The following is a 13,387-nucleotide window of genomic DNA, read 5'->3' as shown; positions in this document are numbered from 1 at the left end:
GGGCCGCCCGCTGGACCTGTCCGTGTACGCCGGCATGCACGAGGGCACGCTCGCCGACCGCCTGGGCATCGAGTTCGTCGAAGCGGGACCCGAGCGGGTCGTGGGCCGCATGCCGGTCGAGGGCAACACCCAGCCCTACGGCCTGCTGCACGGCGGCGCCTCGGTGGCGCTCGCCGAGACGCTGGGCTCCGTGGGGGCCGCCATCCACGCGGGCTCCGAGCGCATCGCCGTGGGCATCGAGATCAACGCCACCCATCACCGCTCGGCGACCTCCGGTCACGTGACCGGGGTGGCGACCAGGGTGCACGGGGGACGCACGCTGGCGACGTACGAAATCGAGATCACCGACGAGCAGGGGCGGCGCGTTTGCACCTCTCGCCTCACCTGCATGTTGCGCGACCGCTGAACCAAGGCTTCCACAAGGCACTTTACTCGAGCCTTTGCGCGCGCCCCCCAGAGGTCGCTACGGTGGTCTGATACAGAGCCCGCGGGGAGGCCCAGTAGAAAACGTGTACGGCCGGGGAAGCCCTACATGGCCCCAAAGGCCACCCCGCGGGCTCGCCATAACTTTTGTCAATCGTTACAGAGTCGTTTCCCCAAAACGCCAGGCGTCTCGCCCGATTTAGCCCCTGACCAGGGTCGTTGATTCCTCACATGAGTGACACGCACTTGTCACTAATTGGTGACGAACGATACTGAAACGGGCGGCTCCAGAATAAGCTCCCGCCATTGCATCCCAGTTGTGCCTGCGATGCGCGCGTGTCGAGATGGAGGGGTCACCACCCCGCCTTGACCTACTTGAGGGAGCACCATTGCGCAGAGCCGTGATCGCGTTCACGGCCTTCCTGGGTGGACTCATCTTCCTGCTCGCCGGACCCGCCCATGCGGGGCCCGCCGACTGCCAGGGCTTGAGGGGAACACTCAAACTCCAAGGCCAGCCAGTGAACGGCGCCAAGATCTCTGTGACCACCGAGAGCGGACAACCCATCAAGGAGGTCACAAGTAACGCGCAGGGCGCGTGGGACGTTCAGGTTGAAGACCCGGGCAAATACAAGGTGACCCTGGACGCCAGCACTCTCCCCCAGAACTCGGAGATCCGCGGCGGCAACAACGTCCGCACGCCCACAGTCTTCGAGGGCAACTGCTCCACGGTCCTGTTCGCGCTCCAGCCCAAGGCCGCCGCGGGCCAGCCGCCCGCGGACACCGGCCAGAGCACGTTCTGGGAGCAGGCCGCCCAGCTCACCTTCGAGGGCATCAACCTGGGCCTGATCATCGCGCTCGCCGCGCTCGGCCTCTCGCTGATCTACGGCACGACCGGGTTGACCAACTTCGCCCACGGCGAGCTGATCACGCTCGGCGCGGTCATCGCCTACGCCTTCAACGTCGGCTTCGGCATCCAGTTGATCCCCGCCGCGATCCTGGCCGTGATCGTCTCGGGCGCGCTGGGATACGGGCAGGACCGCCTGTTCTGGGGCCAGCTCCGCAAGCGCGGCACCGGCGTGATCGCCATGATGATCATCTCGATCGGCGTGGCCATCCTGCTGCGCAACCTCATCCAGTTCTTCTTCGGCGCCCAGAACGAGAACTTCACCGACTACAACACCCAGGCCGGCATCGTGGTCGGCCCGATCAGCGCCGCGCCGAAGAACTTCTGGGCCATGGGCATCGAGCTCGCGGTGCTCATCGTCGTGGGCCTGGCCCTGATGAAGACCCGCACCGGCAAGGCGGCACGCGCCGTGTCCGACAACCCGGCCCTGGCCGCCTCCTCCGGCATCAATGTCGACCGGGTCATCCGCACCATCTGGACCGTCGGCGCCGCCATCGCCGCACTGGCCGGCATCATGCTCGGGGTGTCGCAGTCGCTGAAGTTCACCATGGGCCAGGACATCCTGCTGCTCATCTTCGCGGGCGTCACGCTCGGCGGGCTCGGCACGGCGTTCGGCGCCCTGGTCGGCTCGCTCGTGGTGGGCGTGTTCATCCAGGTGTCCACCCTGTGGATACCGCCGGAGCTGAAGTCCGTCGGGGCGCTGGCCGTCCTCATCATCGTGCTTCTCTTCCGGCCGCAGGGCATCTTGGGCCGCCGCGAGCGGATCGGCTGACGGGGGGTATCACATGGACTGGCTCACGATTCTCACCACCACCGTCCACGCCGCCATCGGCTGGGAGACCGTGGTGTACGGCCTCGCCGCGATCGGCGTCAACATCCACTTCGGCTACACAGGACTGCTCAACTTCGGCCAGGCGGCGTTCATGGCCGTGGCCGGGTACGGCATGGCCGTCACGGTCGTCGTCCTGAACCTGCCGTTCTGGTTCGGCATCGTGGTGGGCCTGGCGGCCGCGGCGCTCCTGGCGCTCCTGATGGGCATCCCGACGCTGCAACTGCGCGCCGACTACCTGGCGATCGTGACGATCGCCGCGGCCGAGATCATCCGGCTCATCTTCCGCTCGGTCTACTTCAAGGACATCTTCGGCGGCTCCGACGGCCGGCGCGGCTTCAACACCGACTTCTACGCCATGAACCCCTACCCGACCGGCCGTTACGGCATCGGCCCGTTCGGCTGGGACGAGCGCACGATGTGGTTCCTGACGGTCGGCTGGATCGTCCTGCTGCTGAGCTGCCTGCTCGTCTACCTGCTCATGAAGAGCCCGTGGGGCCGCGTGCTCAAGGCGATCCGCGAGGACGAGGACGCCGTGCGCGCCCTCGGCAAGAGCGTCTTCTCCTACAAGCTGCAGTCACTGACGCTGGGCGGCATCATCGGTTGCTTCGGCGGCTTCCTCTACGGCCTCTACAACGGCGCCGTGCAGCCCGACGTGTTCGGCACCGAGATGACGTTCTTCGCCTACACCATCGTCATCCTGGGCGGCGCCGCCCGCGTCTTCGGCCCGGTCGTCGGCGCGATGATCTTCTGGGTGCTGTTCGTCTTCATCGGCAACACGCTGGCCGAGCTGGTGTCCAACGGATACATCCCCTTCATGACCACCATCCAGGTGGGCCCCATCCGTTACGCCCTGGTTGGTCTAGGCTTCATCCTGTTGCTCGTTCTCCGGCCACAGGGCATCTTCGGTGACAAGAGGGAGATCGCCATCGATGCGCGATGACACGATGACCCCCAGCCCCAAGGCCACGGCTCTGGCGGCCTTCAAGGACCTCGCCCGCGACCCCGGCGTACCCAAGCCGGACCCCATCCTGGTGGCGGACAACGTGGTGCGCCGCTTCGGCGGCCTGACCGCCGTCGACGTCAACCACGTGGAGATCCAGCGCGGCTCCATCACCGCCCTGATCGGCCCCAACGGAGCGGGCAAGACCACGTTCTTCAACCAGCTCACCGGCTTCGACACGGCCGACTCGGGCACCTGGAGGTTCAACGGGCGGTCCATGAACGGCGTGCCCGCGCACAAGGTCGCACGCTCCGGCATGGTGCGCACCTTCCAGCTCACCAAGGCGCTGTCGCGGCTCACGGTGCTGGAGAACATGCGCCTGGGCGCCCAGAAACAGCTGGGCGAGAGCTTCTGGGCAGCCCTCGTGCCCGCCTTCTGGCGCCGCCAGGAGGACGAGATCACCGAGCGGGCCGAGGAACTGCTGGTCCGGTTCAAGCTCGACGCCAAGCGCGACGACTTCGCCGGATCGCTGTCGGGCGGCCAGCGCAAGCTGCTGGAGATGGCCCGCGCGCTCATGGTGCAGCCGGAGCTGGTCATGCTCGACGAGCCGATGGCCGGCGTCAACCCGGCGCTGACGCAGTCGCTGCTCGGCCACGTCAAGGACCTGCGCGAGCAGGGCATGACGGTCCTGTTCGTGGAGCACGACATGGACATGGTCCGCGACATCAGCGACTGGGTGATCGTCATGGCGCAGGGCTCGGTCATCGCCGAGGGCCCGCCGGAGACGATCATGTCCGACGAGCGCGTGATCGACGCCTACCTGGGCGCGCATCACGACGCCCCGCTGTCGGAGGGTGAGCTGGAGGCCCAGTTGCACGACGCCGAGGCGGCGCTCGAGGCCGAGATCGAGGAGGAGACGCAGAAGTGAACGCCGTCCCCGAGTCCCAGGCGGCCATCACCGACCGCACCGCCCACCTGGCGGGCGCGGCGGACGCCGTGCTGCGCTGCGACGAGCTGATCGCCGGTTACCTGCCGGGCGTCAACATCCTCAACGGCTCCGACCTCTACGTCAAAGAGGGCGAGCTGATCGGCATCATCGGCCCCAACGGCGCCGGCAAGTCGACGCTGCTCAAGGCCATGTTCGGGCTGGTCAACATCCGCAGTGGCACGGTGCTGCTCAAGGGCGAGAACATCACCAACATGAAGGCGCACACGCTGGTGGCCCGCGGCGTCGGCTACGTGCCGCAGACCAACAACGTCTTCCCCAGCCTCACCATCGAGGAGAACCTCGAAATGGGCGCCTTCCAGGTGCCGGGGAAGTTCAAGGAGCGCTTCGAGTTCGTCGCCGAGCTGTTCCCCGCGCTCAAGGAGCGGCGTAAGCAGCGCGCCGGCTCCCTGTCCGGTGGTGAGCGGCAGATGGTGGCCATGGCCAGGGCGCTCATGACCGAACCCTCCGTGCTGCTGCTCGACGAGCCGTCGGCGGGGCTGTCGCCCAAGCTGCAGGACCTGGTGTTCATCCAGGCCCAGCAGATCAACAAGGCGGGCGTGACAGTGATCATGGTGGAGCAGAACGCGCGCCGCTGCCTGCAGATCTGCCACCGCGGCTACGTCCTGGACCAGGGCCGCAACGCCTACACCGGCACCGGGCGCCAGCTCGCCAACGACCCCAAGGTCATCGAGCTCTACCTGGGCACGCTGGCCAAGGCGTAGATCACGAGACGGAGAAGGGGCTCCCCTCGGGCCCCTTCTCCGTCCTTTAATGAGCGGTGTGAAACGTTCGACGGCAGTTGCGCTCATGTTGCCCGTCCTGCTCCTCGGCTGCCAGGAGAACGCCTCCTCGGCCGCCCGCTACAGCACAGGCGGCGACCCCACCGACAGCCCGTGCGCCCGCGTCGTCTCGGCCATCGGGTACGCCGACCTCATGCTGAAGCCGCGAGGCCAGGAGGACCAGCAGTATTTCGAGGACGCCGTGCTCGGCCGCCTGGCGGAGGCGCGCGGGATCACGCTGCAGTTCGGCGACCGGCTGCCCGCCTCGGCGAAGGGAGCGGTCGCGCAGGTCGAGACGGCCACGGCGGGGCTGGCGAAGAGCGACGTGCCGCGGGATCGGCAGGTGACGCTCCTCAAGCAGTACCGGGCGGCGGCCGACAAGATCCGCGCCGCGTGCGAATAGGAACGCCGGTGCGCAAGGGCAGGGCCCGGTCCGGGTGGACCGGGCCCTTCGGGTGACGGACTAGCCGTCGATGTTGCCGGTGCGGTACTCGAGCGCCTTGGTGGCGTACTTGTTGTCGCTGCCGTACTGGTAGATGCCGATGGTGGCGACGGCCGGGTCACCGGCCTCGTTGAACTCGACCGGGCCGCTGACGCCCTCGTAGTCGATGTCCTTGCCGGCCTTCAGCAGGTCGACGCAGGCCTTGAAGTCGTTGCACTTCTCGCCGCCCTTGCTGACCTCCATCAGCTTTCCGGCGATGTCGGTGCCCGCGTCGCTCTTGGCGGCCTCGGCGGCCAGCGCGATCAGGTTGGCCGCGTCGTACGACTCGGGGGCGTAGCTGAAGTCCTCGAGCGCGGGGTCGACGGCCAGGAGCTTCTTCTGGAACTCCTCGGGGGCGGCGGCACCCGGGATCGTGCCCTTGACGCCGTCGAGCGTGCCCTTGGTCATGTCCACGTAGTTGGTGTTGGAGGTGTTGCCGTCCACCATGTACCACTTGTGCTTGCTGGCCGGCAGGCCCTGCTTGACCAGCTCCTGCACGACCTTCGCCGTCTCCTCGAAGCCGATCAGCACGATGCCCTTGGGGTTCGCCGCCTTGATCTTGGCGATGTCGGCGGAGAAGTCGGCGGCCTTCGGGTCGTAGTCGACGCGGGCGACCACTTCGCCGCCCCCGTCCGTGACCGTCTTCGCAACCTGGTCGGCCAGGCCCGAGCCGTAGGAGTCCGACATCGCCATGATGCCGACCGTGTCGTTGCCGTCGGACACCACGAGGTCACCCAGGACGCGGCCCTGCAGCTTGTCCGGCGGGGACGTACGGAAGTAGAGACCCTTGTCCTCGATCGTGGTGAACTTGTCGGAGGTGTTGGCCGGAGAGAAGTGAATGACGCCCGCTCCCGTGATCTTGTCGATCACCGACTCCGACACCGACGAGGACGCGGCGCCGATGATGGCGTCGGCCTTCTGCGCGAGCAACTTGTCGACCGACTGCGAAGCGATGTTGGTCGTGGTGTCACCCGAGTCCGTGTCGTACTTGACCACGGGCTTGCCCAGCACGCCCCCGGCCTCGTTGATCTCCTTGAGCGCGAGGTTGACGCCCGCGAATTCGGGCGGGCCGAGGAAGGCGAGCGAACCGGTCTGGGGGAGGAGCGTGCCGAGGGTGAGGGTGCCGTCGCCCTTCGCCGCGGGTGCCGACGAGGCGGGCGCCGCGCTTGGGGAGGACTGCGTGGCGGTGTCGCCGCCACCGCCGCAGGCTGTCAGGGCCAGGCTGGTGGCAGCCACGACAGCCAGCGCCCGTCCCACGGGAGCAATGCGGATCATGAAGTGTCTCCTTCATTTCCAGGCCGGGATCCGTCAGCGCCGCCGACTGTTCCCGATCGAATGACGGAAACGTACAAAATCGCTGAGCGGTCCAACCAGGTCCGGTGTGGAACTGTCGGCACTTGGATGCGGAGTCGTAATCAGTCCTCAACTTACGGGAGCTGCGTAAGGACCTTAATCTGCGACAGGTGAAGCGTATTACCCTGCCCTTCGTGATGGCCGTCCTCATCACCGGTTGCGGGACCTCCGAAGCACCTTCACCACCGCCTGCCGTGCCGCCCGCGGGCCTATCCGTCTCACTGGCGCAATGGCGTTCCGATGAGCCCGTGCACGCGTTGCAGGTGGCGGTCCGCAATACCAGTGAGACGCCGGTGTATTTCGCCGACGTCCAGCTCGTCACGCCATCTTTCAAAACACTGCCCGCGCAAAGGGCCGACGCCCTCATCAGGAAGACCGAGCGCACGGACCTGCCCATCACGTACGGAGCCGCCGTCTGCTCCCCCAAGGGCCTGCCCGAGGTGAGCCCCGCCACGGTCGTGGCCCACGTGCGAACCGGGTCCGAGCAGCCGTACGAGGTGGTCTTCAAGGTGCCGCATCCGGACCCGCTGCTGGCCAGGCTGCTGCGTGACGAATGCTCGGAATATCTGATCAAGCAGGCGGTGAGCCTGGAGTTCGGCCCGGCGTGGACGGAGTCGGGCAAGGTCATGCGGGGCGACCTGGTGGTCACCCGGCGTGGGCGCGGCGCGGTGACGCTGACCGACATGGGCGGCACCACCCACTACATCGTCACGCCCGAACGGCGGCCCCTGGGCGTGCTGGCGGCCGACCGGCAGCGGCTGGAGGTGCCGATCGAGCTCACTCCCGGGCGTTGCGACCCGCACGCGTTCGCCGAGGCCAAGAAGGCCTTCCTGTTCCCCGTGCGGGCGAGCGTCGACGGTGGCGAGGAGCGCGTGGTCATCGTGGCGCCGCCCAAGCCGCTGCAAGATCGCCTCATCGACTACGCGCTGCGGGTGTGCGGCCTGGGCGGCTGAGGAGCCCGCCGGACACGCCGCCGCCCCGGTGCCGGGCGGGCACCGGGGCGGATGCTTGAGCGGGTCAGGCCGTCGTGGCGGGTCAGCCCGCGATGTTGCCGGTTCGGTACTCCAGCGCCTTGCCGGGGTACTGGTTGTTGTCGCCGTACTGGTAGACGCCGATGGTGGCGACGGCCGGGTCACCGGCCTCGTTGAACTCGACCGGGCCGCTGAGACCGTCGTAGTCGAAGTCCTTGCCGCCCTTCAGCAGGTCGACGCAGGTCTTGAAGTCCTTGCACTTCTCGCCGCCCTTGCTGACCTCCATCAGCTTGCCCGCCACGTCGCCGGGCGCGTCGCTCTTGGCGGCCTCGGCGGCCAGCGCGATCAGGTTGGCCGCGTCGTACGACTCGGCGGCGTAGGTGTAGTCCTCGAGCTCGGGGTTGATCTCCAGGAGCTTCTTCCTGAAGTCCTCGGGGGCCGCGGCGCCGGGGATCGTGCCCTTGACCCCCTTGAGCGTGCCCTTGGGCATGTCCTGGTAATTGGTGTTCGACATGTTGCCGTCCACCATGTACCACTGGTGCTTGTCGGCGGTCAGGCCCTGCTTGACCAGCTCCTGGATGACCTTGGAGGTCTCCTCGAAGCCGATCAGCACGATGGCCTTCGGGTTCTTCGCCTTGATCTTGGCCACGTCGGCCGAGAACTCGGCGGCCTTGGGGTCGTAGTCCACTCGCTCCACGATCGTGGCGCCGGCCGCCTCGGCCGTCGCGGAGACCTGGCTGGCCAGGCCGGAGCCGTAGGAGTCCTGCATGGCGAGGATCCCGACGGTGTCGTTGCCGTCGCCCGCGATCAGGTCGCCGAGCACGCGGCCCTGCAGCTTGTCCGGCGGCGCGGTACGGAAGTAGAGCCCGTTGTCCTTGATCGTGGTGAAGCTGTCGGAGGTGTTGGCCGGCGAGAACTGCACCACGCCCGCACCGGTGATCTTGTCGACGATCGACTCGGACACCGACGAGGAGGCGGCGCCGACGATGGCGTCGGCACCCTGCGCGAGCAGCTTGTCCACCGACTGGGAGGCGATGTTGGTGGTCGTGTCGCCGGAGTCGGTGTGGATCTTGTTGACCGGCTTGCCGAGCACGCCGCCGGCCTCGTTGATCTCCTTGATGGCCTGGTCGACACCGGCGAATTCGGGCGGGCCGAGGAAGGCCAGCGAACCGGTCTGCGGCAGCACCGTGCCGATGGTCAGGGTGCCGTCGCCCTTCGCCGCCGGCGGGGCAGCCGAGGACGGCGCCGCCGACCCGGTCTGCTGCTGCGCGGCCGTCTCGCCGCCGTCGCCGCCGCCACAAGCCGTCAGGGCCAGGCTCGCGACGGCCGCCACGGCCAGTACGCGCCCCGCTGGAGCAATGCGGATCATAAAACGAACTCCCCCAATCTCAACGAAGGGACGATCTCCTTCGCCGGGTTTTCCGAGCTCAGCATGCCTCCTTGGGGAGGAAGTGGGGAGTTCTTACGCGTCATTTATGCAGATTCGTAATGTCCCAAACACGCATAGTTATGGGTTGTTTCACGAGAGTTACGGTCTCAGCAACTAGCGGCCCTGCCCGAACCGAAATTGGTCCGATTCGGGACCGAAATCCGGGGTATGGGATAAGGGCTGGGACTTAACCGGCGATGTTGCCCTTGCGGTATTCAAGCGCCTTGGCGGCGTTGAACTTGTTGTCGGCGCCGTACTGATAGACGCCGATCGTCGCGATCGACGGATCGCCCGCGTCGTTGAACTCGACCGGGCCGCTGACGCCCTCGTAGTCGATGTCCTTGCCCGCCTTCAGCGGCGCCGCGCACTCCCGGAATGCCGTGCACTTCTCGCCGGTCTTGCTGGTCGCCACCAGCCGCGCCGCGATGCTCGTCCCCGCGTCGTCCCCGGCCGCCTCGGCGGCCAGCGCGATCAGCATGGCGGCGTCGTACGACTCGGCCGCGTACGTGTACTCCGCCAGGCAAATGCGGATCATCGAGAGCGTCTCCGTTCGAGATGAGCGGACCTTCCGTCCGCCCATCAGTTACGCGCCGGGACGCCCTCCACGAAAGCGACCGAAGCCGGTTGGATGCCCACTCGTGACCACACCACAACCCACCGGGCCGGATCACCTGATAGAGGACCTCTCAGCTCCGCTCGGCCGCGTCGTCTATAACGATCTGAGCAACCTCCCGCATGCTCAACCGGCGGTCCATGGAGGCCTTCTGGATCCACCGGAACGCCTGCGGCTCGCTCCAGCCGTGCCGCGTCATCAACTGTCCCTTGGCCCGCTCGACCAGCTTCCTGGTCTCCAGCCGCTCCGACAGGCTGGACACCTCGGCGGCCAGCGCCACCATCTCCTCGTGCCTGCTCACCGCCATCTCGATGGCCGGCACCAGGTCCGCCTTCGTGAACGGCTTGACCAGGTAGGCCATCGCCCCCGCGTCCCTGGCCCGCTCGACCAGGTCCCGCTGGGAGAAGGCGGTGAGGATGAGGCACGGGGCGATCCGCTCGGCCACGATGCGCTCGGCCGCCGAGATGCCGTCGAGCACGGGCATCTTCACGTCCAGGATGACAAGATCGGGGCGCATTTCGGCGGCCAGCCGGATCGCCTGCTCCCCGTCACCAGCTTCGCCCACGACGACGTAGCCGTCCTCCTGGAGCATCTCCTTGAGGTCGAGGCGGATCAGGGCCTCGTCTTCCGCGATCACTACTCGCCGCTGCGTACTCACGAGCAGAAGAGTACAGACGTCCGGTACATTAGAGCCACGCTGGCGCCCGGCAACTGATCAACTTCGGTGGTAGGGTGCGGCGTAGGTCCGGACAAATCCGGATATTTCGGCCGGAATGATGGAATGGCAGACATGGACGCCTCAAAAGCGTCTGCTCGAGAGGGCGTGCGGGTTCGAATCCCGCTTCCGGCACCACCCACCGCCCTGACCTTCCGCGACAGCCGCTGACGGCGGTCACCAGGGCACCGGCCCGGCGTCGTCGAAGAACCCTCCCGTGGGCCCGTCGGGGCCGAGCAGCGCCAGCTCGATGACGATGGCCGCGCCCTGCGCCGCGGTGCGCGTGATCTCGAACGGCAGGTCCTTGGTGAAGTCGGTGGCGCAGGCCCCGGGGGCGGCTGCGTTGACGAGGATGCCGTCCTTGCGCAGTTCCTTGGCGTACTGGACGGTGAGGGCGTTGAGCGCGGTCTTGGCGGGCGGATAGGCCGCCTACTTCGCCGCCGTCGCGGCGGAGCTGCACTTCGGGCGGGCGGCCGAGCGGCTCGGCATCGCGCAGCCGCCGCTGTCGAGGGCGATCCAGAAGCTGGAGCGGCGGCTCGGGGTCACGCTGTTCGACCGGTCGGGGCCGAGGATCTCGCTGACCCCCGCGGGCGAGGTGCTGGCCAGGGAGGCGGCCAAGGTGCTGGACGCCGTGGCCGTCGCGCGGATCCGCACCCAGCGGGCCGGCCGCACCGAGCCGCGCTTGGTGGTGGCGCTGAAGCCGGGCGGCGACGGGGGGCTGCTGCCGGACCTCCTCGCGGCCTACCGCGGCCACCCGGACGCGGTGGAGGTGGATCTGGTGCTGTGCGCGGTGACGGAGCGGGCCCGGCTGGTGCGTGAGGGCACGGCGGACGTGGCGTTCCTGCACTGCCCGTACGAGGACCTCACCGGATTCGACAGCCAGCCGCTGCGGGTCGAGGGCAGCGTGGCGATCATGCAGCAGGCGACCCGCTGGCCGGGCGGGCCTTCGTCCACCGGGCCGATCTGGCGGCCGGCCCGGCGCCCTGCTGGCCGGAGCAGCACGGGGAGATCAGCGATCCGGCGACGTTGATGCAGTTGGCGGCGCTGGGGCGGCTGGTCGCGGTGGTGCCGGAGTCGGTCAGGGAGCACGTCCGGCGCGATCTCGTGTGCGTGCCGGTCCTGGACGCGGCACCGACGACGGTGGTGCTGGCCTGGCCGGCGGGGACGCGGTCGCGGGCGCTGGCGGCGTTCGTGCGCACGGCGACGACGCTCGCTGAGCGGCCGGCGTACGCGCCGGGTCCGTGCCCGGCGGGGTGATGCGGCGACACCCGAGGCGGCCGCGACAGGCTCGACAATTGGTGGCAAAGGGGCAGATGAGCTTTGGGAAGCCCGTCCACCGGGCATATCCGTCATCAGATAGACGAAGACGGGGGTGGGGCGCAATGCCGTTGAGCGTGGCGGACCGGGAGGCATTCCTGGCGGAGCCGCACATCGCGAGCCTGGCCGTGGAGGCCGGCGACGGCCGGGCGCCGTTGAGCGTGCCCGTCTGGTACGACTACACCCCAGGCGGCGAGATCCGGTTCCTGACCGAGGGCGACTCGCGCAAGGCGCGGCTGATCTCGAAGGTGGGCCGGTTCACGATGCTGGTGCAGCGGGCGAGCCCGACCTACCGGTACGTGTCGGTGGAGGGCAGGGTCGCGTGGTCCGGGCCCACGACGCTGGAGGAGCTGACCCGCATCTCGTCCCGCTACCTGCCGCCCGACGCCGTGGCGGGCTACGTGCAGGGCTCGGACCTCAACGTGCTCGTGACGTTCCGCATGCGCCCTGAGCATTGGCTGTCGGCCGACCTGGGCGCCCTGGGCTGAGCTTCGAACCGGTATTTTTGGCCCGTGACTGCAATCGATCCCACCTCGACCGGCGCGTTCGGCGTCGGCCTCGCGACCATCGCCGCCGACGGCACCGTCCTCGACACCTGGTTCCCCGCCCCGGAGTTGGGCGAAGCGCCCGCCACGGGCACCGCGCGCCTCTCCGCTGACGACGCCGGCGAGCTGGCCGAGCTGACGGGGCCCGACGGGGCGCGGGGCGTCGAGGTGGTGGCGGTGCGCACCGGCATCGCCAAGCTCTCGGAGGCCCCGGTGGACGCCCACGACGTCTACCTGCGGCTGCACCTGATCTCCAGCCGCCTGGTCCGGCCGCACGGCGTCAACCTGGACGGCGTCTTCGGCCTGCTGGCCAACGTCGTGTGGACCAACTTCGGCCCGTGCCCGGTCCCCGACTTCGAGCGGGCGCGCCTGCGGTTGCGGGCGCGGGGCGCGGTGACGGTCTACGGGGTGGACAAGTTCCCGCGAATGGTGGACTACGTGCTGCCGTCCGGCGTCCGCATCGCCGACGCCGACCGCGTACGCCTCGGCGCCCACCTGGCCAGCGGCACCACGGTCATGCACGAGGGCTTCGTCAACTTCAACGCCGGCACCCTGGGCGCCTCCATGATCGAGGGCCGGGTCTCGGCCGGGGTCGTGGTCGGCGACGGCTCCGACGTGGGCGGCGGCGCCTCGATCATGGGCACCCTGTCGGGCGGCGGCAAGCAGGTCATCTCGATCGGCGAGCGCTGCCTGCTGGGCGCCAACGCCGGCATCGGCATCTCGCTGGGCGACGACTGCGTGGTGGAGGCGGGCCTCTACGTGACGGCGGGCACCAAGGTCGCCCTCCCCGACGGCACGGTGGTCAAGGCGGCCGAACTGTCCGGCTCGAACGGCATCCTGCTCCGCAGGAACTCCCAGTCGGGCGCGGTGGAGGCAGTCCCCCGCCAGGGCACCACCATAGAGCTCAACGCCGCCCTCCACGCCAACTGACACCCCGCCCGGGCGGGGCCCCTTGAGAGCACCCGCCCTTTGGGGATAAAACGCCCTCAGCGAGCCACCCAGCCGACCTGGGCCCGCCACCGTGACGGGCCCACGTCCAACCACGTAGGGGGCCCACAGGGCGCTCCGTAACGGCGGGCCGCCGGTGAAGGGTCAGC

Annotated in this window: 13 protein-coding genes, 1 tRNA gene and 2 pseudogenes; 11 read left to right on the top strand and 5 right to left on the bottom strand. The window is 68.5% G+C overall.

The features are described 5' to 3' along the window. Window positions 1–34: 34 nt before the first annotated feature. The 6 genes from ABGB18_RS00160 (at window position 35) to ABGB18_RS00135 (ending at window position 5,269) form a co-directional block, all read left to right on the top strand. Complete coding sequence (locus ABGB18_RS00160; protein ID WP_347694276.1) at window positions 35–406, top strand: hotdog fold thioesterase; 372 nt, start codon at window positions 35–37, stop codon at window positions 404–406. Between the two features lie 406 nt (window positions 407–812). Continuing rightward, on the top strand, window positions 813–2,099 hold the full coding sequence (locus ABGB18_RS00155) for a branched-chain amino acid ABC transporter permease (RefSeq protein WP_347693174.1): 1,287 nt from the start codon (window positions 813–815) through the stop codon (window positions 2,097–2,099). 13 nt (window positions 2,100–2,112) lie between these two features. Continuing rightward, entirely contained in the window at window positions 2,113–3,099 is a 987-nt protein-coding gene (locus ABGB18_RS00150; RefSeq protein WP_347693173.1) for a branched-chain amino acid ABC transporter permease, read from the top strand. Between the two features lie 4 nt (window positions 3,100–3,103). Further along, window positions 3,104–4,027: an ABC transporter ATP-binding protein gene (locus ABGB18_RS00145; protein ID WP_347694275.1), complete on the top strand. Its 924-nt coding sequence runs from the start codon at window positions 3,104–3,106 to the stop codon at window positions 4,025–4,027. 26 nt (window positions 4,028–4,053) lie between these two features. Then, on the top strand, window positions 4,054–4,809 hold the full coding sequence (locus tag ABGB18_RS00140) for an ABC transporter ATP-binding protein (RefSeq protein ID WP_347694274.1): 756 nt from the start codon (window positions 4,054–4,056) through the stop codon (window positions 4,807–4,809). A gap of 58 nt (window positions 4,810–4,867) precedes the next feature. Continuing rightward, the gene (locus tag ABGB18_RS00135; RefSeq protein WP_347693172.1) at window positions 4,868–5,269 is read left to right on the top strand and encodes a hypothetical protein; all 402 of its coding nucleotides are present in this window, start codon (window positions 4,868–4,870) and stop codon (window positions 5,267–5,269) included. Between the two features lie 60 nt (window positions 5,270–5,329). Here the strand turns inward: ABGB18_RS00135 and ABGB18_RS00130 are convergent, their stop codons facing one another. Continuing rightward, window positions 5,330–6,622 (bottom strand): ABC transporter substrate-binding protein, encoded by a 1,293-nt coding sequence (locus tag ABGB18_RS00130; RefSeq protein WP_347693171.1) that lies wholly within the window; start codon window positions 6,620–6,622, stop codon window positions 5,330–5,332. A 188-nt stretch (window positions 6,623–6,810) separates the two neighbouring features. Here ABGB18_RS00130 and ABGB18_RS00125 point away from each other — a divergent pair, with 188 nt between their 5' ends. After that, window positions 6,811–7,653, top strand: a complete 843-nt coding sequence (locus tag ABGB18_RS00125; protein WP_347693170.1) for a hypothetical protein — start codon at window positions 6,811–6,813, stop codon at window positions 7,651–7,653. A gap of 82 nt (window positions 7,654–7,735) precedes the next feature. Here the strand turns inward: ABGB18_RS00125 and ABGB18_RS00120 are convergent, their stop codons facing one another. The 3 genes from ABGB18_RS00120 to ABGB18_RS00110 all read right to left on the bottom strand — a co-directional run bounded on the left by ABGB18_RS00120 (window position 7,736) and on the right by ABGB18_RS00110 (window position 10,371). Next, window positions 7,736–9,040, bottom strand: a complete 1,305-nt coding sequence (locus ABGB18_RS00120) for an ABC transporter substrate-binding protein (RefSeq protein ID WP_347693169.1) — start codon at window positions 9,038–9,040, stop codon at window positions 7,736–7,738. A gap of 247 nt (window positions 9,041–9,287) precedes the next feature. Next, complete coding sequence (locus ABGB18_RS00115; protein ID WP_347693168.1) at window positions 9,288–9,635, bottom strand: hypothetical protein; 348 nt, start codon at window positions 9,633–9,635, stop codon at window positions 9,288–9,290. A 151-nt stretch (window positions 9,636–9,786) separates the two neighbouring features. Then, window positions 9,787–10,371, bottom strand: coding sequence for a response regulator (locus ABGB18_RS00110; RefSeq protein WP_347693167.1), 585 nt, complete (start codon window positions 10,369–10,371; stop codon window positions 9,787–9,789). Window positions 10,372–10,480: 109 nt separating this feature from the next. On the opposite strand from ABGB18_RS00110, the gene ABGB18_RS00105 reads away from it, so the two are divergent. Then, window positions 10,481–10,566 (top strand) — tRNA-Leu (locus ABGB18_RS00105). Window positions 10,567–10,605: 39 nt separating this feature from the next. Here ABGB18_RS00105 and ABGB18_RS00100 read toward each other — a convergent pair. Next, a pseudogene (locus ABGB18_RS00100) lies at window positions 10,606–10,845 on the bottom strand (SDR family NAD(P)-dependent oxidoreductase); the annotation flags it as partial. A 37-nt stretch (window positions 10,846–10,882) separates the two neighbouring features. Between ABGB18_RS00100 and ABGB18_RS00095 the strand changes: the two are divergent. The 3 genes and pseudogenes from ABGB18_RS00095 (at window position 10,883) to dapD (ending at window position 13,220) form a co-directional block, all read left to right on the top strand. Then, window positions 10,883–11,685, top strand: a pseudogene (locus tag ABGB18_RS00095) (LysR family transcriptional regulator). 125 nt (window positions 11,686–11,810) lie between these two features. Continuing rightward, window positions 11,811–12,233, top strand: coding sequence for a pyridoxamine 5'-phosphate oxidase family protein (locus ABGB18_RS00090; RefSeq protein ID WP_347693166.1), 423 nt, complete (start codon window positions 11,811–11,813; stop codon window positions 12,231–12,233). Window positions 12,234–12,257: 24 nt separating this feature from the next. Next, window positions 12,258–13,220 (top strand): 2,3,4,5-tetrahydropyridine-2,6-dicarboxylate N-succinyltransferase, encoded by a 963-nt coding sequence (gene dapD, locus ABGB18_RS00085; RefSeq protein WP_347693165.1) that lies wholly within the window; start codon window positions 12,258–12,260, stop codon window positions 13,218–13,220. Window positions 13,221–13,387: the final 167 nt, after the last annotated feature.

The organism is Nonomuraea sp. B12E4, assembly GCF_039871825.1.
Lineage (GTDB): Bacteria > Actinomycetota > Actinomycetes > Streptosporangiales > Streptosporangiaceae > Nonomuraea.
This window is presented reverse-complemented; position numbering and strand designations above follow the sequence as displayed.